This is a genomic window from Paenibacillus catalpae (assembly GCF_900112695.1).
In the GTDB taxonomy this organism is placed as follows: Bacteria; Bacillota; Bacilli; order Paenibacillales; family Paenibacillaceae; genus Pristimantibacillus; species Pristimantibacillus catalpae.
The window spans coordinates 61,662-84,814 of record NZ_FOMT01000003.1; the positions used below are offsets into that span (position 1 = coordinate 61,662).

The 23,153-nt window shown below is 50.4% G+C and carries 22 protein-coding genes; 13 read left to right on the plus strand and 9 right to left on the minus strand.

What is annotated here, in order from left to right; translation table 11 throughout:
- Positions 1-2: 2 nt before the first annotated feature.
- Positions 3-950, minus strand: coding sequence for a mannose-6-phosphate isomerase, class I (gene manA, locus BM200_RS14010; RefSeq protein ID WP_091186480.1), 948 nt, complete (start codon positions 948-950; stop codon positions 3-5).
- A 102-nt stretch (positions 951-1,052) separates the two neighbouring features.
- Between manA and BM200_RS14015 the strand changes: the two genes are divergently transcribed.
- Positions 1,053-2,090: a substrate-binding domain-containing protein gene (locus tag BM200_RS14015; protein ID WP_091186481.1), complete on the plus strand. Its 1,038-nt coding sequence runs from the start codon at positions 1,053-1,055 to the stop codon at positions 2,088-2,090.
- Here the strand turns inward: BM200_RS14015 and BM200_RS14020 are convergent.
- Positions 2,082-2,477: a DUF2500 domain-containing protein gene (locus BM200_RS14020; RefSeq protein ID WP_091186484.1), complete on the minus strand. Its 396-nt coding sequence runs from the start codon at positions 2,475-2,477 to the stop codon at positions 2,082-2,084. The two genes, BM200_RS14015 and BM200_RS14020, sit on opposite strands and share 9 nt — an antisense overlap.
- Before the next feature lie 186 nt (positions 2,478-2,663).
- Here BM200_RS14020 and BM200_RS14025 point away from each other — a divergent pair, with 186 nt between their 5' ends.
- The 3 genes from BM200_RS14025 (at position 2,664) to BM200_RS14035 (ending at position 7,492) form a co-directional block, all read left to right on the plus strand.
- Positions 2,664-3,260 carry a TetR/AcrR family transcriptional regulator gene (locus BM200_RS14025; protein ID WP_091186486.1) on the plus strand — a complete coding sequence of 199 codons (597 nt, stop codon included), beginning with the start codon at positions 2,664-2,666 and terminating at the stop codon, positions 3,258-3,260.
- 106 nt (positions 3,261-3,366) lie between these two features.
- A complete protein-coding gene (locus tag BM200_RS14030; RefSeq protein WP_091186489.1) occupies positions 3,367-5,457 on the plus strand; it encodes a YhgE/Pip domain-containing protein in 2,091 nt (696 codons plus the stop codon).
- Positions 5,458-5,647: 190 nt separating this feature from the next.
- The gene (locus tag BM200_RS14035; protein ID WP_091187861.1) at positions 5,648-7,492 is read left to right on the plus strand and encodes an LTA synthase family protein; all 1,845 of its coding nucleotides are present in this window, start codon (positions 5,648-5,650) and stop codon (positions 7,490-7,492) included.
- 45 nt (positions 7,493-7,537) lie between these two features.
- Here the strand turns inward: BM200_RS14035 and BM200_RS14040 are convergent, their stop codons facing one another.
- Both BM200_RS14040 and BM200_RS14045 read right to left on the minus strand, forming a co-directional pair.
- Complete coding sequence (locus BM200_RS14040; protein ID WP_139230783.1) at positions 7,538-7,954, minus strand: hypothetical protein; 417 nt, start codon at positions 7,952-7,954, stop codon at positions 7,538-7,540.
- 179 nt (positions 7,955-8,133) lie between these two features.
- Positions 8,134-8,619, minus strand: coding sequence for a hypothetical protein (locus BM200_RS14045; RefSeq protein ID WP_091186493.1), 486 nt, complete (start codon positions 8,617-8,619; stop codon positions 8,134-8,136).
- Between the two features lie 200 nt (positions 8,620-8,819).
- On the opposite strand from BM200_RS14045, the gene BM200_RS14050 reads away from it, so the two are divergent.
- Together BM200_RS14050 and yunB are read left to right on the plus strand one after the other, a co-directional pair.
- The gene (locus tag BM200_RS14050; RefSeq protein WP_091186496.1) at positions 8,820-9,299 is read left to right on the plus strand and encodes a nucleoside deaminase; all 480 of its coding nucleotides are present in this window, start codon (positions 8,820-8,822) and stop codon (positions 9,297-9,299) included.
- A 172-nt stretch (positions 9,300-9,471) separates the two neighbouring features.
- Positions 9,472-10,605, plus strand: coding sequence for a sporulation protein YunB (gene yunB, locus BM200_RS14055; RefSeq protein WP_245773024.1), 1,134 nt, complete (start codon positions 9,472-9,474; stop codon positions 10,603-10,605).
- A 65-nt stretch (positions 10,606-10,670) separates the two neighbouring features.
- Here the strand turns inward: yunB and BM200_RS14060 are convergent, their stop codons facing one another.
- Complete coding sequence (locus BM200_RS14060) at positions 10,671-11,717, minus strand: M23 family metallopeptidase (protein ID WP_245773025.1); 1,047 nt, start codon at positions 11,715-11,717, stop codon at positions 10,671-10,673.
- A gap of 131 nt (positions 11,718-11,848) precedes the next feature.
- Here BM200_RS14060 and lipA point away from each other — a divergent pair, with 131 nt between their 5' ends.
- Positions 11,849-12,751, plus strand: coding sequence for a lipoyl synthase (gene lipA / locus BM200_RS14065; protein ID WP_091186498.1), 903 nt, complete (start codon positions 11,849-11,851; stop codon positions 12,749-12,751).
- A 35-nt stretch (positions 12,752-12,786) separates the two neighbouring features.
- The gene (locus tag BM200_RS14070) at positions 12,787-13,488 is read left to right on the plus strand and encodes a YutD family protein (RefSeq protein ID WP_091186501.1); all 702 of its coding nucleotides are present in this window, start codon (positions 12,787-12,789) and stop codon (positions 13,486-13,488) included.
- A gap of 68 nt (positions 13,489-13,556) precedes the next feature.
- Here the strand turns inward: BM200_RS14070 and BM200_RS14075 are convergent, their stop codons facing one another.
- A complete protein-coding gene (locus tag BM200_RS14075; RefSeq protein WP_091186504.1) occupies positions 13,557-14,345 on the minus strand; it encodes an NAD kinase in 789 nt (262 codons plus the stop codon).
- Positions 14,346-14,430: 85 nt separating this feature from the next.
- A complete protein-coding gene (gene ylbJ / locus BM200_RS14080; protein ID WP_091186506.1) occupies positions 14,431-15,489 on the minus strand; it encodes a sporulation integral membrane protein YlbJ in 1,059 nt (352 codons plus the stop codon).
- A gap of 399 nt (positions 15,490-15,888) precedes the next feature.
- Here ylbJ and BM200_RS14085 point away from each other — a divergent pair, with 399 nt between their 5' ends.
- Positions 15,889-16,272 (plus strand): globin domain-containing protein, encoded by a 384-nt coding sequence (locus BM200_RS14085; protein ID WP_091186508.1) that lies wholly within the window; start codon positions 15,889-15,891, stop codon positions 16,270-16,272.
- A gap of 14 nt (positions 16,273-16,286) precedes the next feature.
- On the plus strand, positions 16,287-17,006 hold the full coding sequence (locus BM200_RS14090) for a DUF2225 domain-containing protein (RefSeq protein WP_091186510.1): 720 nt from the start codon (positions 16,287-16,289) through the stop codon (positions 17,004-17,006).
- 16 nt (positions 17,007-17,022) lie between these two features.
- Here BM200_RS14090 and BM200_RS14095 read toward each other — a convergent pair whose 3' ends face one another.
- Positions 17,023-17,265, minus strand: coding sequence for a hypothetical protein (locus BM200_RS14095; protein WP_091186512.1), 243 nt, complete (start codon positions 17,263-17,265; stop codon positions 17,023-17,025).
- Positions 17,262-17,450: a YycC family protein gene (locus BM200_RS14100; protein ID WP_091186514.1), complete on the minus strand. Its 189-nt coding sequence runs from the start codon at positions 17,448-17,450 to the stop codon at positions 17,262-17,264. The genes BM200_RS14095 and BM200_RS14100 overlap by 4 nt, the downstream gene beginning before the upstream one ends.
- Positions 17,451-17,595: 145 nt before the next feature.
- On the opposite strand from BM200_RS14100, the gene BM200_RS14105 reads away from it, so the two are divergent.
- The 3 genes from BM200_RS14105 to BM200_RS14115 all read left to right on the plus strand — a co-directional run bounded on the left by BM200_RS14105 (position 17,596) and on the right by BM200_RS14115 (position 22,969).
- On the plus strand, positions 17,596-19,380 hold the full coding sequence (locus BM200_RS14105; protein ID WP_091186516.1) for a M3 family oligoendopeptidase: 1,785 nt from the start codon (positions 17,596-17,598) through the stop codon (positions 19,378-19,380).
- 132 nt (positions 19,381-19,512) lie between these two features.
- Entirely contained in the window at positions 19,513-21,330 is a 1,818-nt protein-coding gene (locus BM200_RS14110) for a cache domain-containing sensor histidine kinase (RefSeq protein WP_091186519.1), read from the plus strand.
- A 19-nt stretch (positions 21,331-21,349) separates the two neighbouring features.
- A complete protein-coding gene (locus BM200_RS14115) occupies positions 21,350-22,969 on the plus strand; it encodes a response regulator (protein WP_091186521.1) in 1,620 nt (539 codons plus the stop codon).
- Positions 22,970-23,153: the final 184 nt, after the last annotated feature.

Sequence of the window (23,153 nt, forward strand, 5' to 3'; positions counted from 1 at the left end):
ATTTACTCATGTGAAATAATAAGCTCAAGCTGGCCGCGGAGCGAGAATGCCCCGAAGCCCAGCGGAAGAATGAAATGGTCGCCTTTGGTCAGCGGGTAGCTGCCTGTGGAATTCTCCAATTCGCCAGATCCGTCAATAACGCTGCAGATGATGAATGTAGCCGGTTCAGGGAATGACGTTTCCCCGTTGGTGTTCCATTTTTGCACCGTGAAAAAGCTGTTGGATACAAACGTTGTAACCTCGGTTCCGCCAAGCGTCTCCGAAGAGAAGGTAGTCTCTGCCCCAACATGAGGCACTGTCGTTACTTCAATGCCTTTGTCCAGATGAAGCTCGCGTTTGGCTCCTTTATCGTCCGTGCGGTCGTAATCATAGATCCGGTAGGTCGTATCCGAGCTTTGCTGCGTCTCCAGCACTTGAATGCCTTTGCCCAATGCATGGAGAGTACCGCTAGGGACGTAGAAGAAATCGCCCGGTTTTACGGTTACCTTGGTCAACAGTTTATCCCACTCGCCTGCGTCAACCATTTGCTTGAACTGCTCTTTGGAAGCCGCATGATGACCGTAAATAATCTCGGCACCTGGCTCGCAGCCAAGAATGTACCAGCATTCCGTCTTGCCAAGCTCGCCGTTCTCGTTAACCTGCGCATAGGCATCGTCAGGATGCACCTGAACGGACAGATCATCCGAGGCGTCGAGGATTTTGGTCAACAGCGGAAACTTAACTGCCGAAGAGCCGAATAATTGCGGCTGCTGATCCCACAGCTCGCCAAGCTTAAGTCCTTTATAAGGGCCGTAATGAACAATGCTTTGGCCATTCGGATGAGCCGACACGGCCCAGCATTCGCCGGTGCGGTCAGATGGAATATCGTAATTGAACTGCTCTCTTAATTGCTTGCCGCCCCAAATTCGTTCTTGAAATACAGGTTCCAGAAAAATCGGTTGATTCGCCAATCTATATCCCTCCAAGTAATCGAATGCAACTTTACTAAACTTGACAAAATAAATATTTGTAAAGTAAATTGATTATAACATAGGAACAGAGGAAGTTGAACAATGCCGCGACCAAAAAAAATATCAATGCAGACGATCGCCGACAAGCTGGGCATTTCCCGTAATGCCGTCTCGTTGGCGCTGTCCAATAAAAAAGGAATCGGAGAAGAACTGAGACAGCTGGTGATTCGGACGGCTCAGGAGGTTGGCTATTTGGCTGACACCGCTCAGGCTTCATTCAGCGCTCCAATTCTGGTGCTGGTACCTGATCGGGTTATGAGCCATGAAGATAACGAGCATTTTTTGTTTTATCATGATTTGATATGGGGACTTGACCGCCAATTGCAGGAGGAAGGGTATAGCGCGGTTATTGTACGGATCAGTCTTGCCCAGGAGCAGGAACGGATCCTCCCGGAGCTGGTTCAGCATATTGATTACCGGGGCATTATTGCGTTTGGCATATTAGAGAGAGACTATATTGTTAAAGTACGGCAGACGATTACGAAGCCGATGCTGCTGTTTGATTCGTACTACCGGGAGATTGATGCGTCCGCGGTCACTTCGGCAAATATTGAAGGGGCATGTGTCGCGGTCAATTCCTTAATTGAAGCCGGCCATCAGCGGATTGGCTGCATTGCGCCGGTTAATTTGACGACCAGCCATGAGGAACGGTGGTTTGGTTACACGAAAGCGATGCTGCAAAATAAACTCCAGCCTGATTTCGCTTTATGCCTGCTCGAGTCGGAAGGCTTTAGCCGGACGCAGGAGGAATTAGCGGCTTATTGTGACCGGTTCGTGGAAGGTAAGTATCCGACGGCAGTCTTTTGCGGGAATGACCGGATTGCTCTGCTCTTCATGAAGGAGCTGGAGACGAGGGGGCTCCAGGTACCCGGTGACGTATCGGTAATCGGATTTGATGGTCTTGCGATGTCTGCCGAAGCGAACCCTCCGTTAACGACAATGGCTGTTAATAAAAAAGCGCTGTGCACTGCAGCAGTAGAAGTGCTCGGCCAAATGCTCCGGCAGCCCGAGAGTTCTGCTGTGCGCTGCAGTGCTGCGCCTGTTCTTCGTATGGGAGGCTCCGTTAAAGGTTTAAGATGATACGCTATTACGCTCGAAAGCAACAATCCACTCGCCTTGCGTTGCAGCATAACCGGTATCGCCTTCTACAACAAGGCCATACAAGTTCTTCACATCCAGAAACTCCTGACGCTGACCATCAACAAACTCTAAGGTTATATAGTAGTAGGTGTGAGAGGAATGGCTGATTTGGCCATCATGGTTGTGGGAGCTTTGCTGGACGTCCAGACGTTTAGATACGACGCGTGCGAAAGTCGACTCCTTTGGTGAGGTCGCATTTTTTACATATCTGACGCTGCGAAATACAATTGTCCCGATGACAATTACGAATCCGATTACAATAATGATGGGAATAATCGTAATCATAAGATCAAATCCCATTGGCTCTCCAAAGTTGTCGTTCAACATTCTTGCTCCTCCGATGCTTCCATGATATGGATATAATGTACGTTGATTGTACGCATGGAAGAGAAGAAAAGTTGCACTTGATCTTCTGTTATCTGTTGTGTTATAAATGGGATATGACTGAGTGACCGAAATTGATTTTTGGTCATTTTTGAAAGGTTCATGAAAAGAACGAGAGGAGATTGGCTCATGTCCATTGACCGCAAAGCGTTAATATTGAAAGCAGCGACGCAGTCGTTTGCGCAATTCGGCTATAAAGCGACCACAATGGATCTGGTGTCCAAGATCGCAAGCGTAGGCAAAGGCACGATCTATACTTTTTTCAAGACGAAGGAAGAGCTGTTCGAAGCGATTCTGAACAAGGCTGAAGTTGATCTGAAGGAAGCCATGAACTGCGGATTTGCCAAAGACGGCAGCCAAAGCTCATTTATTCATAGTGTGTTCAACCTGCTTGATTCTATCCTCGAGTTTCGTTCGGATCATGAGCTGTTCGTCAAGCTGGCTCAAGAGGTTCGGGATATCGGTACTGCTCAGGCGCTGGAAGGCATTCGCCGGATGGAGCTGTTTGGACTTGAGTTTCTAAAGCAAAAGCTGGATCTTGCCATCGAGAAAGGTGAGGTCAGGGATTGCGATACGACGATTACGTCCTATATGATCTTCCGCCTGTATCTTGGACTGGCAACGGAATGGAACAAGTCGCATAGCGAGCCATTGACCAAGGAGCAGATTAAGGAGAACATCGCGCTGCTCATAACGCAAGGCATTGTGAAGGAACCCAGAACGTAACGTAAAAATCCCAGCCTGAAAGGGCTGTTTTTTTGGTCCAAAATGACCAGAATACGAATTTAGTCAGTTATTCAAATTACTCAAATGAAAAAAGGATGTGCGAAATATGAGGCCGATTCAAGTTTTTTTCAAAGACCTGAAAACTCTGGCGACCAAAAGAATGCTGCTGCTTTCTTTTATTGGTGTTGCCCTGCTCCCGATGCTGTACAGCAGTATACTGATCGACGGCTCGATGGACCCTTACGGGCAGACGAGCAAGCTTCCCGTTGCGGTCGTTAACCTTGACAAGGGCGCCGATTATGAAGGGAAGACGATGAATGTCGGGGAAGATTTCGTTGATGAATTGAAGAAAAGCGATAACTTCAAATGGGACTTTGTAAGTGAAGCTCAGGCGAAGGAAGGCATGGAACATAACGATTATTACATGACGATTACCGTGCCAAGCAATTTCTCGGAAAATGCAGCGACTTTGACGCAGGATAACCCGGTTCAAGCGGAGCTTATCTTTGAGCCGAACAGCCAGTATAACTTTGTTGCCGGGCAGATCGGCAACAGCGCAATGAAGGAGTTAAGATCGAAGCTTAACTCGCAAATTACGGAAGCCTATACGCGAAGCATGTTTGAACAGGTGGGAACCATCTCCGATGGCCTTGGGCAAGCGGGGGAGGGCGCAACCGAATTGAAGGACGGCGCGGGCAAGCTGGAGGATGGCTTAACGACGCTGAAAGAAAACTTGAACAAGCTGGCGAGCGGTACTACCGAGCTGAGCGGCGGTGTTTCCAAGCTGTATGACGGGGCAGCAAGCCTAAATCAAGGAACGAATCAATTATCGTCGGGTGCAGCAAGTCTTGCTGATGGACTTGGTCAATTATCAGCTGCCGGGCAGCAACTGGAAGACGGTGCTTCGCAGTCCAAAGCTGGAGCAGCCAAGCTGACTGAAGGATTGAAGGCTTCAAAGGCCGGTCTGGCTGAGCTCAAGCAGGGACTCACGGCTTCTTCCGCGGCAAGCGGCCAAGTGGCTGATGGTGCCGATCAGGTGGCGAAAGGGCTCGAGCAGCTGATGGCAGCAACGCCGGAGCTGCAGGATAATGAAACGCTGAAGCAGCTGCTTGCGGCAAGCAAGCAGGTAGCAGCTGGCAGCGCGCAGCTCAAGGATGGGCAGGAACAGCTGCTTGCAGGCAGCAGCAAGCTGGCACAGGGTCAGGAGCAGTTATTCACCGGCGCGACGCAGCTAACCCAAGGCCAAGAAAAGCTGACAGCCGGCCTTGAGATCTTTGGCGGGAAGCTGAAGGAAGCCGGGGCAGGTGCAGAGCAGCTGGCCGCTGGGGCAAAAGCAGCAAATAGCGGTGCTGCCCAATTGAAGGATGGACTTGGCAAGCTGTCTGGCGGTGTAGCTGGAATTGCCGACGGCTCGCAGCAGCTGGACCAAGGTGCGGGGCAGCTGAAGGACGGCTCGCAGCAGCTTGTGAACGGCTCGGGCGAGCTGGCTGCAAAGCTTAATGATGCAGCAGCCGAAACAGGCAGCATTAAAGATGGCGACGACATCGTTAATATGTTTGCTGAACCCGTTGTCGTGAAAGAAAATACCGACCATAAGCTTGACCGTTATGGACTTGGCATTGCTCCATATTTCTTGTCGCTGGCGTTATTCATGGGGGCACTGGTGTATACAACGGTGTTCTCGGTCCGCGATTCCTATACGTTGGGAGCATCGCCGATGGGCCGATTCTTAAGCCGTACATTGACGTATGTGACGATTAGTCTTCTGCAGTCCTTGATTGCAGATGCGGTTCTCCTGTATGTTCTGAAGATTGAAGTAACGAGCGTTCCGCTCTTTGTCTTCTTTACCATTCTGACAAGTCTTGCTTATACCTTTATTATTCAAGCACTGGTCACCTGGCTGGATAATCCGGGCCGGTTCCTGGTTATTCTGCTGATGATCTTCCAGTTGACGTCCAGTGCGGGCACATTCCCGCTTGAGCTGCTGCCGGATTGGATGCAGAAGCTGAATCCTTGGCTGCCGATGACGCATGCGATTACCGGCTTCAAGGCAATTATCGCAAGCGGAGATTATGCGCTGATGCGGGAGCAGATGCTCGTCCTTGGCGCTTTTGCTATCGTGTTCCTGGCATTTACTTTCTTGTACTTCAAACGTCAGTCGAAGAAGCCTGCCGATAACATTCTGCCGGCAGCGTAAGCTGGGAGGCTATCTAGTAATTGACATGGAACATGCAACCACGTGCTCTTTTCTCTTGCTAGCAAATCGGTTAGTATAAATAGAATAGTAGAGGATGATCGAAGTGGCCGTCATTTGACGGCTTCTTTTTTTCGTAAGGAGAGTGAATACATTGATATCGTTCTACAATGATGACTACCGGCGTTCGCCGATGATCGGGGTTTGGCTGCTTTTGCTGATCAAATCCGTCTTGTTCCGGTTCTTCCTGTTTGGAGAGGTGCAGGGGATTGGTCTTCTGGCCGATGCAGCTGCTTGGCTGGGATTGCTGCTTATCGTGGAGCTTATTACAGCGGCAAGATGGAGAGGGATTGCCTATTGGGCGGTTAACCTGATCGTCTCTGTATTGCTGTTTGCATCCACCATCTATTTCAGCTATTACGGATCTGTGCCGACATATACGGCATTGAAGGCACTTGATCAAGTGAATCAAATTCAGGACAGCGTGGAGTCGCTTATTAAGAGCGTCTATTATATTTATTTTCTGGACCTTGCCATTCTAGCAATCTTGTATATCGTTCGTTTGGTCAGAGGAACCCGTGTTCCGGGACGGAAAAGATTTGGCCAGCTGCGCATCGTCCTTGGCGGCCTGCTGGTGTGCATCGCCGTATCAGGTACCCTGGTTTATGCGGGAAATGATATTCCGAACGAACTGGAGCAAGCCGAAGGGCTTGGCTTTATCGGGTATCAGGCTGCTGCTGCCTGGGAGAACCAAAGCGAGAAAGCGATGGCAAGCAGCGGCGACATCGAGCAGACAAAAGTCGAGATTGAAGCACTGATGTCTTCTTATTCTTATCAGGATCAACAAGGAAAGACGCCGATTCAGTTCGGAAGCGCTCAGGGAAAAAATGTGATCGTTGTTCAGATGGAAGCTTTTCAGAACTTTCCGATTCATCTGACCGTTGGCGGAATGGAGCTGACGCCGGTGCTTAACAAGCTGGCTGACGAGAGCTATTACTTCCCTCATATTTATCAGCAGATTGGCCAAGGCAATACCTCGGATGCGGAGTTTATGTCAAACACCTCAATTTATCCGACGGGTGAGATTGCGATGTCGACGGGCTTCGCCAACCGCGAGCTGCCGAGCATGCCGCGCATGCTGGAGAGTAAAGGTTATGAGGCGAATACGTTTCATGTAAATGACGTAACGTTCTGGGACCGGGACAAGCTGTATCCGGCGCTTGGTTTTAAGCATTATTATGATAAACCGTTCTACACGAATGACCACTTTAATGAATTTGGCGCATCGGATGAAGAGCTGTACCGGGTTGCGGTGGACAAGCTGCAGGCGCTGCATGAACAGAACAAGCCGTTTTATGCCCAGATGGTGACCGTATCCAGCCACTTCCCGTTTGAGGTGCCGAAGGACCGGACGGATTTGAACTTGCCTGCGTCCCTGGAGGGGACGCAGCTCGGCAATTATTTAGAGGCTGTTCATTATACGGACTATGCGCTTGGTACGCTGATCGATCGCCTGAAGGCGAATGGCATGTGGGACGATACGGTGCTTGTTGCTTATGGCGACCACTTCGGCCTGCAGCCGGAAAAAGCGAGTGCAGAGGAGATCAGCCAGCAGCTTGGCATCCATTATGATGACCGGCTCAGCCGCTTCAATATTCCATTGATTATGCACGTTCCGGGTCAAAGCAGCGGACAGGTGGTTGACCAGCCGGGCGGGCAGCTTGATATTATGCCAACCCTCGCGAACCTGCTTGGCGTTAAGCCGGCAGATGAAGGCGTTGTTGCATTTGGGCATGACCTTCTGAACATTGACCATAACGTATTCGGAATGCGTTACTACCTGCCGACAGGTAGCTTTTTCAATAACGATATCTTGTTCGTTCCGGGCAAGGGCTTCGACGACGGCACAGCCTACTCGATCAAGACGATGGAGCCTGTCCAGAATTTCTCGCAGTACCGCAATGATTACGACTATATCATGAAGCTGATGAGTCTCTCGGACCAATACGTCCGCCAATTGCCTAAGAGGGCTCCGTAAATTGTAGGTCATTATAATGACGGATATGGCTATATCGTAGTATCGTCATGTCGGAAATGGATCTCCTTCGGTCGCTGCTGCTTGCACTTTGCCTTGAACAATGTTCCGGGTGAAGCAAAGTGCGAGCAAAGGCGAGCGTTTAATGCTTTCTGAAAGAAAGCTACTTCGAAAGCATAGACTTTCCTCAGGAGTTCCATTTCCTCTATTCCTCCCTACAATTTTATTTTTAAAAAGCAGCAAAGGGCAGCCATTCATTTGGCTGCCCTTGTTTTTTAAGGGAATGAGAGAATTCCGATTGACGATTCCCAGGATAATAAAGATAAAACCAACAAACTGGAACATAGAAGACCTCCATTTCTTAAGATGACAATAACCATCCTGCAATTGATCTAATGATAATTCAATATGGGATAAATTGGAACGAACAAAAATGGGCAGCCCCAAGTTAACGGGGCTGCCCATTTCTGCTTACTCTCCATTTTCGGAGTGCGAGGATTGAAGGAAATGTATCTCCTGGAAGAGTGAAACGCTCGCCTTTGAAATCGTGGGATAACTATTAAAGTTAAATTCAAAAACCCACGATTTCAACAGCGACTGGAAGGAGATACATTTCCGTAATGACGGCATACACGACGTCATCTTTACCCGAGCTCCCGACGAAAACCTTCCTCCGCCATATACTCCTCAACTTCCTTATGCGTCTCAAACGCCATTTCGAGGTTCATTCCGGAGTAAACGTACCACATATCATCTTCCCACTTCACGATCAGGCTTTGATTTTCCTCATTGGTCCATAGCTGATCCTTCTTTTTACGGTTACGCGACGGTTTTGCCGCAGGCTCTTCCTCGCGCACCGACAGCGAGTCGATGGATTGGCGGAGCAGCGTGCGAAGCTGAATCTCGCTATAGTCGCGGATATTGATCATCCCTTTGTCATCCTGGCTGAAGTTACGCAGCAGCCCGGCATAAACGAAGCCATTGCCGTTCGGATGCAGATGGTACACGACATTTTTCCGGTCATACAGGCTGTTCTCGAACTGGAAGTTCACTCGTCCCAGGGATACATCGGTGCGCTGAAGCTCCGGGAACGATTCAATAATGGCAAGCTTTTCTTCAAAAGTTAACATAACATCCTCCATCGTCAATCCAAAATGTGCTCCGGCTATTATAGCACAAGCATCATCCGCTTACGAAGCAGCTTCCGTAACTGTGCGCTGCAACTAAGAGAAAGACTCCCCATTAGTCGCCGCTACAAAGATGCACCGGGCTCGTTTACTCCTCACGCTAATCTAACTATGATAAGGGGAAACGAAGGGAGCGAGAGAGAATGAAGCATGATCATGCGTATTATTTGAAGTATTGCATCGAGGTGTCCCGCAAGTCGAGAGAAAACGGCAATACGCCGTTTGGAGCGATTCTAGTGAACGAGCAAGGCGAGATTGTCCTGGAGCAGGAGAACGTCGAAATTACGGAAAAACGCTGCACCGGCCATGCCGAAACCGCGCTGATGGAGAAAGCCTCCCATCAATATCCGCATCATGATTTGTGGAACTACACGCTGTACACGACTTTTGAGCCATGCGCAATGTGTTCGGGTGCGATCTATTGGGGCAACGTAGGCAAAGTGGTCTATGCGGCGACGGAGGAAGCATTGCTGAAGATGACAGGCGATCATGAGCAGAATCCGACGTTCAATCTCCCATGCCGGGATATTTTCGATAAAGGACAAAAGCCGATTGAAGTAATTGGACCATTTCCGGAGCTTGAGGAAGAGGTTGTTGCCGTTCATAAAGGTTACTGGAATTAGCTTTCGTCGAAAGGCAGGAATACGGGGGAGGTCGTCTTTTTTGTCCTTGCTTTGCATAAGCATGTAGAGGTAAGGGACAAAGGCTTTGGACTGTTCTTGCGAAGTAAGAATTCCCACAAATGGCCAATATCTTGTCATACGTGTGGCAATTCTTTTCAGGAGGCGATGGAACGTGACGAAATGGGGAAGAAGGGGATGGCTGCTCCGATCGTTTGGCCTGAGCCGGCAGCAACTGTGGTCTAATCGTCCTTTTGCGAAGGTGAAGCGGGTCAGCTGGGGAAGCAAGCTCTCTGCTCCAGGCAGCACGCCAAAGCCATGGGGAACAAGCAAGTGGCGCTCTCCGCGCAAACCAAAACCCGCCAGTAGCTGGGGCGGCATGTGGCAGCCCCGCCAGCGCCCGGTCAGACCGGCGGGAAGAAGCATCAAGACGATGAGTATCAGCTCGGCGGGTAGCGGCAGTGGAGGAACAAGGTTAAAATCGGGCAAGCGTCGGACAAAACTGTGGATTATTGTCACTATTCTCGTCCTGCTTATCGGAACAATTCAATCGCTTGTTTACATTGAGAAGCATCTTCGCCCGCCACTTATGAAGGTCGCACAGCTTCGGATCAAGCAAGTCGCGACGCAGGCTATTAATAAGGCTACAACTAATGAGGTTGTAAATAATGCCGAATTCGAGAAGCTGATTGATTGGAAGATGAACAGCAGCGGCAAAGTATCCGGCTTTATGCTGAACTATGCGGAGCATACGAAGATCCGGTCAGAGACGATCAAGACGGTACAGGCTACGCTTGACGAGCTGAAGGAAATTCCCGAGCATATTCCGGTCGGCAACGCCCTGGGCAGTGCATTGATCTCCACCTACGGTCCGAGGATCCCGGTCAAGTTCGAGCCGGTTGGCGCCGTGAAGGTGGATCTGAATACGCGCCAGACAAACGCGGGCATCAACATGATTCTGATTGAAGTGTATATTCATATTGTGTCCGAGGTGGCGATTATCGTTCCGTTCGAGACCGATCCCCAGATCGTAGAGACGGAAATCCCGATCTCCTATCTGCTTGTTGTGGGCGATGTACCGATGTATTACTACGATAATGAAGGCAAGCCGGTTGGAGAATCTGCCCCGGATGCTCCGAATATTTCACTGCCGATGTCCAAGGGCGAAGGGGTAAGCCAGCCGTCGGACGGAAGCATGCTGAAGGAGCAGCTGGAATCCGAAGATTCCCCTCTGCCTTCCAATAACGGCAGCAATTCGGATAGTAGCGCAGGCAATGCCAATGCAAGAAATGCCGGAGACGGCGGCTAACGAGGGTGGAAAAATAAAAGGGGCATCCCGAAAGGTCACATCGGCCTTTGGGATTGCCCCTTTTATCAATTTGCTCTTAACCGGCGCCGTTCATCCTGCTCCCACCGTCTCAGCAGCGGATAAGGATCGAATGCCCATTCGATAAGACCGCGGTCCCTATACACTCCGTAATGCAGATGAGGAGGGAATTTGCCCTGTGTTCCCGGTTTGCCGTAACCGGAGCTGCCAACCCACCCGATGGTCTGTCCTGGCTTTACGATTGTTCCGATGCCTATCGTTTTATCAAAGCCGGACAAATGAGCGTAATAATGATAATAATTGTTTAGATCCCGAATGCCGATCCGCCAGCCTCCATATGGATTCCAGCCCTTCACTTCTACGACGCCAAAGCAGGTGCTTCGGACGGGAATTCCGTAATTAGCGAAAATATCCGTTCCTTCATGGGTCCGCCGTCCTCCCCAGCCGCGGGCATTACCCCATGTGCTTTTGTACGAATAATTCGTTCCGACCGGTACGGGAAACGCATGATCGAACAGATTGAGGCGGCCGAATGTGGCATAAAGGCTGGAAAACTGCTGAATGCGCTGCACGGCTCTGCTGTTATGGTAGTACTCCCATAAGCCAATTGAAAAATCATCCTCGGTAGAACCGCCATGCTGCAGAAGCCTTGTCGCTACGGAATACAGCAAATCGAAATCGCTTGAACGGTTGGCAAAGCCGTCGCCGTCGCCGTCGCGGCCAATGCCGTTGAACCATTGAATCGAAGCCGGTACGTTATCTGACGAGTCCGGATTAAGTGCGCCGGCCCATTGCTCCTCGTCGATATAAATACCAACGAAACTTCCCAATTGAGGACGGGCTTTTGGACGGGCTTTCGACAGCGTGCGCTCATATTGATCAACGGCAGCAAGGCGGTACCATGGGATGCCGGTCACGTCACTCAGTTGGTCGTAAAGCTGTTGTCTGCTGACGAGCGGATCAACGTCCCCGCTTGATGATTGGGTTTGGGCTGGTTCAGCTTTGCTGATGCTCGGATTCGCATAGCTTGATTGCCCGGTCATAAGCATGGAAGCGACAATTGTAGCTAGGGCAATAGAAAAAGTCTGTTTCAATTGTTCCACCCTTTCGAAAGCTCGAAGCAATATTCGTTATGTTTTGCAAATCATTGGATTTTATCCGAACTATGCTATAATAAACGGTGAGATTCGGCTGTCCAATTGAAAGTGAAAGCAGGGAATTCCAGATGAAATCAAACAAAGAAAAATTGAAAAAGCCGGACTGGCTTAAAATAAAGCTTACAACCGAAGGCAACTACACCGAAATCAAAGATATGATGCGCACCAAGACGCTTCATACCGTCTGTGAGGAAGCACGCTGCCCGAATATTTACGAGTGCTGGGCAAACCGTACGGCAACCTTTATGATACTGGGCGACATTTGTACGCGTGCTTGCCGCTTCTGTGCGGTGAAGACAGGACTTCCGACAGAGCTTGATCTGCAGGAGCCGGAGCGCGTAGCGGAAGCTGCCGAGCAAATGGGGCTGCGCCATTGCGTTGTCACCTCTGTTGCGCGAGATGATCTGGCCGATGGCGGTGCGTCGATCTTTGCAGGCACGATCCGCGCGCTTCGTGAGCGGCTGCCATTCTGCCGGGTAGAAGTGTTGATTCCGGACTTTATGGGGAATGCGGATTCGCTGCAGGTCGTTATGGATGCCAAGCCGGACATTCTGAATCATAACATCGAGACGGTTGAGAGAATGTCGAATCGCGTACGGGCGAAAGCGAAGTACAGACGATCTCTCGAGCTCTTGAAGCGTGCGAAGGAAATGAATCCGAAGATCCCGACGAAATCAAGCATTATGCTTGGCGTTGGCGAAACGTATGAAGAGGTGCTGCAGGCGATGGACGACCTTCGCGCGGTGGATTGCAATATTTTGACGCTTGGTCAATATTTGCAGCCTACGCCAAACCATATGCCGATCGAACGTTATGTGCACCCGGATGAATTCAAAAGCTTGAAGGAAGAAGGCTACAAGCGTGGATTCCGCCATGTCGAGTCGGGACCGCTGGTAAGAAGCTCTTATCATGCGCATGAACAGACCGATTCGGCGGCTGCCGCACAAGAACGCGAGCTTAGCAACGCATAGCTTCTATTGGGGAATTCGAAAGAGGGGAAACGGGATTGATCCAAATTGGCGGCAAAATATATGAACTTATTCATGAAAATCGTAACGGCTGGAATGCGGATGCGTTCAAGGACCGTTACAGCGAAGTATTGGAGCGTTACGATTTTATTATCGGCGACTGGGGTTATAGCCAGCTGCGTTTGAAAGGCTTTTTCCGCGACAATCATATGAAGGCGACGAAGGACAGCGCCTACTCGGGAATGTCGGATTATATTAATGAATACTGCAATTTCGGCTGCCCTTATTTCGTTCTGGAGAAGACAGGCACAATCAAGAAATCAACGGACGATGAAGAAGCCGGCGAGGAGCAGGACGCAGCCCTCAAGCAGGATACTTATGTGCAGGAGAAAATGGATGCGGAGGATGAGCAGGATGCTGCAGCCGCATCGCTTGCTGACGCCGTGCTGGCTGGCGCGGCTGCGGCAGCAAGGGAAAGCGCGGCAGCCGGCAGAGGCAGCGCCCGTAATGCGGAAGACTCGCAGCAGCAGCCTGCCCGGCAGCAGGGCCATCGCGGCGGTAGGGACCAGCACAGAAGAAGCTATCGTCCAAATGGCAAGAAGCCGATAAAATCGTCAGCGAACAAGGATGTAGCCGCTGCATCCGAGCAAGCTGCGGTTCATGCTCAGCCTAGCCAGAAGCCAAGAGACCGCGACAAAAACAAGGAGCACCACAAAGAGCAGGGTAGCCGTCAGTCCTGATGGCAAAAATAGAAAAGGGCTGTCCCAAGGTCGTAAAGACCTTGAGGACAGCCCTTTTTTGATTAGAATCACATATCGACAAACGCATCACGCACGCGGTTCCAGAACGGGAACGGACGGTACCGGGCAAAGCTGACTTTACGCGTAGACACGCTGCAGCGGATGGAACGGATATCGGTCCGTTGAAAGCTCAGATGATCAATGGTCAGCAGCAGGCGCTGTTCCTTCTTGGAAATAATATCACAGTGATGATGCTGCGGCAGCAGGAACGAAGAGCCGAGTGTCCGGTAGACGCGGTTGTTGATGGATGCGATCTCTGCAATTTGCAGCGACTCGATCGAAGGATGAACGATTGCGCCGCCGACACTTTTGTTATAAGCGGTGCTTCCCGAAGGGGTGGAGATGACAATACCGTCCCCGCGGAACATTTCGAACGATTCATCATTTACGCTTAGCTGTACGACCAAAGTCGCATCAACACCCTTTAACGTAAATTCGTTCAAGGCAAGGTAATAGTAATTCTGCTCGTCTGTTTCCACTGCAATCTCTGCTAACGGATAACGGACGAGATGGGGAGTTTCTTCCGCCATCAAGGTGACAAGCATTTCTAATTCATCCGCTTTCCAGTCGGCATAGAAGCCAAGATGACCCGTGTGAATACCAACAAAGGAAACATCGGTTACACGGTCGACATATTTGTGGAAAGCCTGGAGCAGCGTCCCGTCTCCGCCGATGGACACGATAATATCCGGTGTATCGTCATTGCGCGTAAGACCGCGCTCTGCCGCCAGCTGATGGAATTGCTCCGCTAATGATTTCGATAATTGATCGCCACGATCGATGACTGCATATTTCAAGAAATTTAAACCCCTTCCGGCCAATTGCATATTACTAATGATGATATAGGAATATGGCTTCAAATTCAACGCTGAGCCTAAAAGTTTAAGGAGCCAGCCATCCCCATAACAAGTAAACAAGCACGACAGAGATAAAGGCATGCGCCAGCCTAGCCACCATAAGCGGTATATAACGCAGATCCGTGCGGCTTAACAAGCTCAGCACTTGAGCGTGTACGGAAAGTCCCCCCCAGGACAGGATCCATGCGGCAACGGCAGCCTGGTGCATTAGTCCGGTGTCTGCTTCGCCTGCGGCCCTGGCTCCGAGAGTTACTTCGAATAAACCGAAAATAGTTGCATCGGCAAGCTTTGCAGGCAGTCCAACTGCGCCAAACAATAACCGCAGTCCTTCGGCTAACGCCTCAACGATGCCTGCACGGGTCAGAAGCTCCATGACCACGGAGAAAAAAACGACAAGACCGCCTACCACAATCATGAGGCGAAGCGCGGATTGAATGCTGTCCTGCAGCAGCTTGCCAAGATTTCTGCCGTCGAGAAGCCTGGCTTCATGCATCGCTTTTGTTGCTTCGACCAGCCGTGAGGTCCGTCGCTGCTGCAATCGTCTAGGGGATTCGGAGACCGGCTCGTGGCGGTCGTGGAAGCGCATGAGAAGACCGATAATGAAGGCCCCGCCATAATGGGCGGCTGCAAGAACCGGCGCTAATGCGGCGTTATGGAAAAAGCCGACCGACACCGCTCCGATCAGGAAGATCGGATCCGATGTTGTCGTGAAGGCAACGAGCCGTTCTCCTTCCGCGCGTTTGACAAGCCCTTGCTCCCACAGCTGGGCTGTAAGTCTTGCGCCAACCGGATAGCCGGATACATAGCCCATCGTTACGACAAAGCTTCCGATGCCGGGAAGCCGGAATAACGGTCTCATCAGCGGATCAAGCAGCTTGCCGAAGAAGTGAACAATACCGAAGCCGAGGAGCAGCTCGGAAATGACGAAGAAAGGGAATAAGGCCGGGAACAAGACCTGCCACCATATCGATAATCCCCGCAGAGCCGATTCCAGCGTTTGCGTTGGGAACACGGCCATCAACAGGACGATAAGCAGGGCGACGAGACCGGTTAACGAAGCCGGCCGGGTAAGCGTTCGGAGCATGGATGCGTCCTCCTTTGGACATGCGGGGAGCAGAATGTACAACCCCTACAAGAGGTATATGAAGAAAGGTGGACAGCCATCACTTCAGGACGGTTTTTCGGGCAAAAAATATTTTTCATAATTCTAAGAAAACGCTTGCAAAAAGGGCTGGACGGTCCGTTTTTTTATGTTACAATGGAGGTACCTTTGAAGGCTTGGAGTGATGATGATGAGTATAATCGCTGGCATTCTGGTCTGCGCATTCGTGTATGTCATCCGAGAATCATTGACAGCACCGGGAGAAGAGGACTACGAAGGTTAATCGTTTCGGCTAATTCATAACAATCCCGCATTGGTGACGATGCGGGTTTTTTTTGTGATATAATACTAAATACCTACATTATGGAGATGAAATTGACGATGAATAGGAATATAAGCCTTTATGAAGCAATTGGCGGAGCTGAGACTTTAAGACGAATTGTTGAGTCTTTTTACCCTAAGGTACAGGCGCATGAGCTGCTCGGTCCACTATTTCCGGAAAATATCATCCCCGTTATGGAGAAGCAGATTATGTTTTTGACGCAGTTTTTTGGAGGACCTGCGCTGTTTTCCGACGAATACGGCCATCCAATGATGCGGGCGCGGCATATGCCTTTTCCGATAACACCGAAGCACGCTGAAGCTTGGCTCGATTGCATGAAGCGGGCGCTGCAGGAAGTTTCCGGACTGGATGAAGAGCTGCAAGCGTACATTATTGAAAGACTATCAGGTCCTGCCCACCATTTTGTGAACACACCCGAATAGGAGATGGGATTGGTATGGAGCCGCTCTATCAGATAAAGATGAATTGCATTTGCTGTGAGACCATCTTTACGACATCAAGAGTCCGCCCAAGCTTTAAAAAAGCGGTGTCAGTAGATTCTGATTTTTGCGGTTATTACCGGTCGGAAGCGAATCCGGATTTTTATGTGGTCCGGGTCTGTCCGACTTGCGGATTTGCAACAACAGAGAATGGTGTAGGCCGGCTTTCCGAGCGGCAAAAGAAAGATTATCACGAGCAGATTGGTTCACGCTGGAAGAAGTGCGATTATGGCGGTGAACGGGATGCAGCCGCAGCGATGAAGGTGTACAAGCTGGCCTTATTAACCTCGCAAGCTATTGAAGAGAAGCACCGGGTGATCGCAGGGATTCTGCATCACATCGCATGGTTATACCGTTATGAAGGCAATCAGCAGGAAGAGCAGCGGTTTTTGCGGTTCGCCATGCAGGCATATATCAAGGTATATGAGGAAGAAGGATCGCAATTAAATAATGCGAAGCTGATGTATATTATCGGGGAGCTTAACCGGCGTACAGGTGAATTGACGGAAGCGGTCAAATGGTTCTCGCGTATCGTCAGCGACAAGCGCATTATGGATGAAGCCATGATTCGGCGGAGCCGGGAGCAATGGCAGCTTATCCGTGAACAGCTGGAGCGGGGACAGCCGGTATCGCCGGCCGCCCAGACGGGAGATTCTCCCGTGCAGACGACGGCTTAACAGGCTTGTCCGCTCGTTAATGTCTCAGCTTGCGAAGCGGCTGATCCGTCAGCATATAGTCATGGTCCATATCAAGGACCGTGACTTTATTATGACAGCAAGGAAAAACAAGGAGCTTTTTCTTGCCATGCTGGATCTCTTCGATCTCACGGATGCGAAGCGGGATCAGAACATTCTCGCTGCTGCAGAAGGGGCAGCTTGAAACGTACACATCCTTCATAATGATGTCGTACGGCCATGTTTTCTCAAACGGGATCATGAGGAGGACTCCTCAGAATCAGCGGATTTAGACGGCGTACCCGCCTCTGCTTCCGCTTTTGCCAGTTCAGTCAGCTTTTGCAATAATATATGTTTAGGCATATGCATCAAATGCTCGAGTGGCACGCCAAGCTGCTTGGACAGCTTGATTGCTGTTTCGGGTGAAATTTGCAACGGTTGTGACATGGTGTTATTCCTCCAATCTGGATATAATTAAGTTATACACCGCTGAAGCAAGATTGCGCAAATTTATTTGTCGATCTTTTTGTGGCGGTTTTTTTCTTTTGCAGGCTTACATAGCCAAAATATGGTGAAGGAGAGGGACGGCGGAATGACGACAGGGAATTATCCGATGAAATGGGATTTGGAGACGTTTTATGAAGGAGGCTCGACTTCGGCCGCTTTCGCTGATGAGCTGAATGGCATCGAGAAGGATGTTGCCGAGCTGGACCGTTTGTTGTCTGAGGGTTCATCAGAAACAAATTTTAAAATTGCTGAGACGACAGCGATTATTCAGTCTGTGCTGATTCGTCTGCGTCAATCGGAATCATTCGTAGAATGCCTGCAGGCACAAAATATGAAAGACTCGGCTGCCAATGGCCTCAGCGACCGGGTCAAAACGATCAGCGCCAAGCTGCTCGGAGCATTAACGCGTTACGATAATGAGCTTCGTCAGATCAGCGACGACAAGTGGGCGGCTTTAATGGCGGATGAATCTCTGGCGGCTGTCGCATTTAGCTTGTCCGAACGCCGCGAGCTGGCCAAAGAGAAGCTTGCTCCTGAGCTTGAAGCGCTCGCCGGCGACCTGGCCGTTGACGGTTATCATGGCTGGGGAGCTCTTTATGACCTGATCGTATCGAGAGCAAAGTTCACAGATATCGGCGAGAATGGCGAAGAGAAGGTGTTGTCCGCAGGTCAGATGTTCAACCGTCTCTCGGACGGCGACCGTTCGGTCCGTGTCCGCGCGTTTGGCGAGTGGGAGCGTGAGTGGGGCGATGCCGCGGAGCTGTGCGCGGATTCGCTTAACCGTCTGGCTGGCTTCCGTCTGAAGCTGTATGATAAGCGGGGCTGGGAATCGGTACTCAAAGAACCTTTGCAAATTAACCGGATGACCGAAGCCACCTTTAACGCCATGTGGTCGGCTATCAACGAAGGCAAGCCGAAGCTTGTCCGTTATTTGGAGCGCAAGGCGAAACTGCTTGGCCTTGAGAAGCTGGATTGGCATGATGTCAGCGCACCGCTGGGCTCCTCCGCACGCACGATCAGCTTCGACGAAGGTGCGAAGTTTATCGTGGAGCAGTTCCGCAAATTCAGTCCGGATATGGCCGATTTCTCCGAGATGGCGTTCAGGGATGGCTGGATCGAGGCGGAAGACCGTGCGGGCAAACGCCCTGGCGGCTTCTGTACCTCATTCCCGAAAAGCCGTCAAACGCGGATTTTCATGACTTACTCAGGCACATCGGACAATGTGTCGACGCTTGCCCATGAGCTTGGCCATGCGTACCATCAATATGTGATGGACGATCTGCCGGCGTTGTCGCAGGAATATGCAATGAACGTTGCGGAGACAGCTTCGACGTTTGCAGAGCTGATTGTATCGGATTCGGCGATGAAGACGGCTGTGGATCAGGAAGAGAAGCTGGGCCTGCTCGAGGATAAAATCCAGAACGCGGTAGCATTCTTCATGAACATTCATGCGAGGGTATTGTTCGAGACAAGGTTCTATGACGAGCGGAAAAAAGGCGTTGTTCCGGTAGAGAAGCTGAACAATATCATGGTTGAAGCGCAACGTGAGGCGTTCAGCGGGGCGCTTGGCGAAGTGCATCCGCATTTCTGGGCGTCGAAGCTGCACTTCTATATTACAAGCGTGCCGTTCTATAATTTCCCGTATACGTTTGGCTACTTGTTCAGCGCTGGCATCTATGCCCGCGCGCAGCAGGAAGGGCCGGCATTTGCCGAGCGTTATGTGCAGCTATTGCGTGACACGGGCCGAATGACGGTAGAAGAGCTGGCGCAGAAGCATCTTGGCGTCAACCTCGAAGAAGCTGATTTCTGGCGCGAAGCCGTCGAGCTTACGACGAAGGATATCGACTTGTTCCTGGAGCTCACGGAGTAAGCAACAGGTTATAGCGGTTCAAGGCGTATCATCTATGCGGATGATACGCCTTTTTATTTGGCTATTGCTAGATTTCGAATGATCGATTATGTTGATATCAAAACGGATCGAAGGACCTAGGGGGAAACTGGCATGAGGCAATTGACTCGATCAATCTCCAGCCTTAGCGTTTTCAATAAATTTTTCTACGGCGTAATTGTTATTGTACTCCTTATTCTTGCCCTCAGCTTGTTCGCTTCTTATACCTATTCTCAGAACATTTATGAAAAACAGGCCTCCGAAAATGCTTCCCGGCTAGTAAAGGGGATCGATGAAGGCTTCAAGTCGAACCTTGACCAAGTGGATCGGATTATCATGTCCATTTATAACGACCTGGACTCGGAAAATTCAAACTTCCTCTCGTCGACCGAATATAGCGGCCTGACAGATGAATACCGTACTCTGCAATTAACCCAGACCTTCTATCAACGGCTGCTCAATCTCCGGCCGGATTTTAATAGTATCTATATCTACGTCTCCCCTAGCAAACAGATCTCCTATGCGGTGAACGGAATCGTTGACCCCGATTATAATCCGCAGCAGGATGACTGGTTTGTTCAGACCGTTGCGGCAGGCGGCAGCACGATCATTTCCGCGCCGCATGATCCTTTCCAATTGCACGATGCCGAGAAGGTCATCTCCTTCTCTCGTATTCTGAAGCGTTTCGATACAAACAAAGATGATTCTTACGGCGTTATTCTGATTGATCTGTCTATGGATGCGATTCAATCAATCGTGGACAAAGCTGATTTGAGCTCTGAAACCGGTGTCATGATTCTGGACGGTGGCGGGGAGACATTGTTCGCGGATGGTCCGCTAAGCAGCGGGGAGGGGTTAAGTGAAGAAGCGCGGAGCAAGGTGGCATCCTCGCCTCAAGGCATGCTGAACTTGCGGGTCGACGGGAAGAAATATTTGCTGACCTACGGCACGATCGGTATTACGGGCTGGAAGTCGCTTACGCTGACTCCTTTCTCCGAAATTCAGAAGGACAGGGACAAGCTGCTGCTGTTCAGCCTTGCTTTGGCCGCGGTAGCCCTCTTAATCACAATCGTGATTGCTTATCTGTTTTCCAAGCGGCTGTTCAAGCCGATTCACACGTTGAAGCAAGGGATCGTACAAGTGAAGCAGGGCAATTTCAACATTGACCTGGAGCCGCCAACGAGTGATGAGCTTGGACAGGTCGTATTCAGCTTTAACTCCATGGTCAAGACGATCAAACAGTTGATCGAGGAGAAATACGAAGAGGCACTCGCTAGGCAGGATGCTGAATTCCGATATCTTCAATCGCAGATGAATCCCCACTTTATGTTCAACACGCTGCAGACCATCAACGGAATGGCAATCGTAAATGAAGTGCCGGAGATCAGCGCCGCTTCCAGCAATCTTGCAAGAATGCTCCGGTACAATATCGATATGAAGCAGCGAACCGTAACGATCCGCGAAGAGCTGGAGAACGCGGTATGCTACCTGCAAATTCAGAAAATCAGGTTCCGGGAATATCTTGATTACGAATTAAGCCTCGATGAGGATATCTATGACTGCACGATTATCAAGCTTATCCTCCAGCCCATTCTGGAGAACGCGATTGTTCACGGCATTGAACCAAAGGGAGACAACGGCAGCATCCGGCTGTCTGGCTCCCGTTTGGAGGATAGCGTGCGTATCCAGGTTTTGGATAACGGAATTGGCATGACGAATGAGCAATTGGAGCGCCTGATGCGCAGCTTACGAGAGGATAGGGAACTCGGTGAGGAATCCTTTTCCGAAGAAAAGTACCGTCATAATCGGGTTGGCTTGAAGAACATTCATAAACGAATTCAGATTATTTATGGCCATGAGTACGGCATTACGGTCGAAAGCTCGCCGGGCGAATGGACACGGGTGATCATTGATCTGCCGGTAACCGGCTAAAAGGAGGCAATCGATTGCGATGATTAGAGCGCTTATTGTAGATGACGAGGAATGGACGCGGATAAGCCTGTGTAAGCAGGCGGATTGGAAGGCCCTTGGCATTGAGCTGGCGGGAGAAGCGAGAAACGGCATCTCCGCGATGGAGCTGATCCGCGAGCGCAAGCCGCATATCGTTATTACCGATATCCGAATGCCTGCGATGGATGGTATCCAGTTAATGGAACTGCTGCACGCCGAATTTCCCCATGTGCTGATTATCGTGATCAGCGGCTACTCCGACTTCGAATATGCGCGCAAGGCGCTCAGCTTTGGAGCGTTCGAATATATACTGAAGCCGATCGAGACAGAGCCTTTAATGTCAGCGCTGGAGCGCGCCGTTGATAAACTCCTTCATGAAAGGGAAAGGCAGGCAGATTATGTAGATTTGTACCGGAAGGCGAACTTGAGCGAGCTGCTCTCAAAGGAGAAGGTTCTGACCCGGCTCGTTACGAGTACAGCTTCCGATTCCAAGGAGATTGAGAATGCTTTGCGCAGGCATGACATTCTGCTGGATTGGCCGAGAACGGCTGTATTGGCAATCGAGGTGGCGAATTTCGGAGAAATATCTGCCCGGCGGTACAAGCAGGATAAGGATCTGGCCCACTTTGTGCTGGCCAACGTTATTGGCGAACTGTTTCGCAAATATCCGAGAACAATCCTATTCAGAAATATCGGAAAAGACAATGAACTGATCCTGCTAAAAGGCCTGGACGAGGAAGAGGATCAGACCAATATGGCTTCCCTTTATGAAGATTGCCGGTTAATCATTGATACGGTGAAGCAGGCAACGCAGTTTGAGCTCAACATCGGCATCGGCCGCGAATTTACGGAATTGACGGATATTCATCGTTCTTATGTCCAGGCGTGTGAGGCCGTCCAGAATGCAGAGCTGGTGCATGCAAGCCGGGTAACCCATTTCGACGAAGTGAGCAGCCGGAACGAATATTATATTTACCCGAACGACAAGGAGAAGGCGCTTCTATATTATGTCGGCAATCAGTACAAAGGGCAGGCTGTAGCACTTGTGGCGGGGCTGTTCGAGGAGATGAAGAGGAATGCTGCCTTGCACCCGCAGAGTATACGGAGTACGGCACTTGGGCTTATCTTTGCAATTAATCAGGCATTAAGCCCCTATCAGGCATCGATTAACGGGCTTGGGATCGGGAATGCAGAGAATACAATCAGGAGCACGCGGCTTACGGTTGATGAGCTGAGCGCGGATGTTCAGCGAATTGTAATAGCGGCAATTGATTACCTTTCTTCGCGGAAGAAGACAGGCTCTTACAGAGGCGTGGAAGAGATTGTGGAATACTTGGGTACGCATTTCCATGAAGAGATTACGCTGGGCGGTGTTGCAGAACGCTATTTCCTCAATCCCGCATACTTGTCGCGTATTTTCAAGAACGAGACGGGCCAGACGTTTAATGATTATGTGAATACCCTTCGGCTGGAAGCTGCAACGAGATTGCTCAAGGACCCAACGCTCAAAATGAGCGCTGTCTCGGAGATGACCGGTTATATGAGCGAGAAGTATTTTTTCAAAAAATTCAAGGAGCATTACGGCTGCACGCCAACCGAATACCGAAATCGCAAGGCCTGAGTTTTGGCGGCGGCTGAGCGGCCGGGATTCCTTCGCCAAGAAGGGATCTTTTTTTTATTCCGCATGCTCCAGTAAAAAAAGTGCACCTCAACTAGTAAAATGCGTGGACTGATTACGGAGCGATGTCCATCTATAATGAGGAACATAAAGCAGCGGCCGCAAATAGCCGCGTGTTAAATACAAA

What these genes read in the sequence shown, in the direction of transcription:
- BM200_RS14035 (WP_091187861.1), top strand. Translation starts at nt 5,648, where the DNA reads ATGATCGGGGTTTGGCTGCTTTTGCTGATCAAATCCGTCTTGTTCCGG.
- BM200_RS14110 (WP_091186519.1), top strand. Translation starts at nt 19,513, where the DNA reads ATGAGGCAATTGACTCGATCAATCTCCAGCCTTAGCGTTTTCAATAAA.
- lipA (WP_091186498.1), top strand. Translation starts at nt 11,849, where the DNA reads ATGAAATCAAACAAAGAAAAATTGAAAAAGCCGGACTGGCTTAAAATA.
- BM200_RS14090 (WP_091186510.1), top strand. Translation starts at nt 16,287, where the DNA reads ATGGAGCCGCTCTATCAGATAAAGATGAATTGCATTTGCTGTGAGACC.
- BM200_RS14020 (WP_091186484.1), bottom strand. Translation starts at nt 2,477, where the DNA reads ATGTTGAACGACAACTTTGGAGAGCCAATGGGATTTGATCTTATGATT.
- BM200_RS14015 (WP_091186481.1), top strand. Translation starts at nt 1,053, where the DNA reads ATGCCGCGACCAAAAAAAATATCAATGCAGACGATCGCCGACAAGCTG.
- BM200_RS14115 (WP_091186521.1), top strand. Translation starts at nt 21,350, where the DNA reads ATGATTAGAGCGCTTATTGTAGATGACGAGGAATGGACGCGGATAAGC.
- BM200_RS14095 (WP_091186512.1), bottom strand. Translation starts at nt 17,265, where the DNA reads ATGATCCCGTTTGAGAAAACATGGCCGTACGACATCATTATGAAGGAT.
- BM200_RS14030 (WP_091186489.1), top strand. Translation starts at nt 3,367, where the DNA reads ATGAGGCCGATTCAAGTTTTTTTCAAAGACCTGAAAACTCTGGCGACC.
- BM200_RS14025 (WP_091186486.1), top strand. Translation starts at nt 2,664, where the DNA reads ATGTCCATTGACCGCAAAGCGTTAATATTGAAAGCAGCGACGCAGTCG.
- BM200_RS14040 (WP_139230783.1), bottom strand. Translation starts at nt 7,954, where the DNA reads ATGGGCAGCCCCGTTAACTTGGGGCTGCCCATTTTTGTTCGTTCCAAT.
- BM200_RS14085 (WP_091186508.1), top strand. Translation starts at nt 15,889, where the DNA reads ATGAATAGGAATATAAGCCTTTATGAAGCAATTGGCGGAGCTGAGACT.
- BM200_RS14045 (WP_091186493.1), bottom strand. Translation starts at nt 8,619, where the DNA reads ATGTTAACTTTTGAAGAAAAGCTTGCCATTATTGAATCGTTCCCGGAG.
- BM200_RS14100 (WP_091186514.1), bottom strand. Translation starts at nt 17,450, where the DNA reads ATGTCACAACCGTTGCAAATTTCACCCGAAACAGCAATCAAGCTGTCC.
- ylbJ (WP_091186506.1), bottom strand. Translation starts at nt 15,489, where the DNA reads ATGCTCCGAACGCTTACCCGGCCGGCTTCGTTAACCGGTCTCGTCGCC.
- BM200_RS14105 (WP_091186516.1), top strand. Translation starts at nt 17,596, where the DNA reads ATGACGACAGGGAATTATCCGATGAAATGGGATTTGGAGACGTTTTAT.
- BM200_RS14050 (WP_091186496.1), top strand. Translation starts at nt 8,820, where the DNA reads ATGAAGCATGATCATGCGTATTATTTGAAGTATTGCATCGAGGTGTCC.